Origin of the sequence: Microcoleus sp. OTE_8_concoct_300 (assembly GCF_031383065.1) — a bacterium.
Taxonomy (GTDB): Bacteria; Cyanobacteriota; Cyanobacteriia; order Cyanobacteriales; family Microcoleaceae; genus Microcoleus.
In genome coordinates this window covers 1-1,670 of record NZ_JANMZH010000395.1, presented here as the reverse complement: position 1 = coordinate 1,670, position 1,670 = coordinate 1, and the positions used below count along the sequence as shown (strand labels likewise).

Genomic DNA, 1,670 nt, shown 5'->3' with positions numbered 1-1,670 from the left:
CCGCATCACCCAAGAGCTAAAAGAGCCGGGAGTCGTACAGGTTTATGACTTGCAAAAATACCAAAACAGCCTCGTGATGTTTGTCGAGGACTTTGGCGGCGAATCCTTGACTATTTGGATGCAGCAGCGCTCCTTTACTCTGGAGGAATTTTTGCAAATTGCGATCGCCACCACTGAAATTTTAGGACAAATTCACAGGGCAAACATCATCCACAAAGATATTAACCCTTCTAATATTGTTTACAACCCCCAAACGAAACAATTAAAAATTATTGACTTTGGCATTTCTAGTCAGCTAACGCGAGAAACGCCGAGCCTGAAAAACCCCAACGTTTTAGAAGGCACCCTCGCTTACATCTCGCCGGAACAAACTGGCAGGATGAATCGCGCTCTCGATTACCGCAGTGACTTTTACTCCCTCGGCGTCACCTTCTACGAATTGCTGACAGGAAAACTGCCTTTTGAGACCGAAGATGCCTTAGAGTTGGTTCACTGCCACATTGCCAGACAGCCGATTCCAGCGCACCAAATCGAGCCAAAAATTCCCCTAATTGTATCTCAAATAGTCAGTAAATTGATGGCGAAGAATGCCGAAAACCGCTATCAAACAGCCGGGGGGCTAAAACACGATTTAGATAAGTGTCAGGTTCAATTACAAGAAACCGATAGCATAGAAGAATTTGACTTGGGAACGCGGGATATTACAGACAGTTTCCTGATTCCCGAAAAGTTATACGGCCGGGGAAGTGCAGTTGATAATCTATTAGCAGCCTTTGAGCGAGTCAGTACAGGTAGCGCCGAAATGATGCTGGTGGCTGGCTTTTCAGGGATTGGTAAAACCGCAGTAGTCAACGAAGTCCACAAGCCAATAGCCCGTCAGCGTGGCTATTTTATAAAAGGCAAATACGACCAATTCCAGCGCAATATTCCTTTCAGTGCCTTTGTGCAAGCATTTCGGGAATTGATGGGGCAATTATTATCAGAAAGTGACGCTCAATTACAAACATGGAAAACCAGGATTCTGGCAGCAGTAGGCGATAGTGGGCAAGTGCTGATTGAGGTGATTCCTGAATTAGAACGCATTATTGGTTCTCAACCTCCTGCACTAGAACTGTCGGGGACTGCCGCCCAAAATCGCTTTAATTTGCTGATGGAAAAGTTTGTGCAAGTATTTACTACTGCCTCACATCCCTTAGTGATGTTTTTGGATGATTTGCAGTGGGCGGATTCGGCATCCCTAAAGTTGCTACAACTGTTAATGCAGGATAGAGGGCATCTGTTAGTGTTAGGTGCTTATCGGGATAATGAGGTGTCACCTACTCATCCGTTTATGTTGACGGTGGATGAAATTATCAAGTCTGGGGCAGTGGTGAATACTATTACCCTGCAACCTTTGAGTTTAACAGATCTCAAGCAGTTGGTAGCAGATACGCTGATTTGCGATTTATCCTCTTCTCAACCCTTGACAGAATTGGTTTATCAAAAAACCAAAGGTAATCCCTTTTTCTCTACTCAATTCCTCAAGGCTTTGTATGAAGATGGTCAAATTATCTTTGACCCCCCTGTGTCCCCCCTGAGTAAGGGGGGAAGTAAAGGGAGGTGGCGGTGCGATATTGCTCAAGTTACATTTGCCGACGCCTCGGATGTGGTGGAGTTTATGGCGGCGCAAT

The 1,670-nt window shown here is 45.4% G+C and carries 1 protein-coding gene; it reads left to right on the top strand.

The window, feature by feature from the left end:
- On the top strand, positions 1–1,670 hold a 1,670-nt coding region (locus tag ACUVJL_RS18075; RefSeq protein WP_445247125.1), incomplete at both ends, for an ATP-binding protein.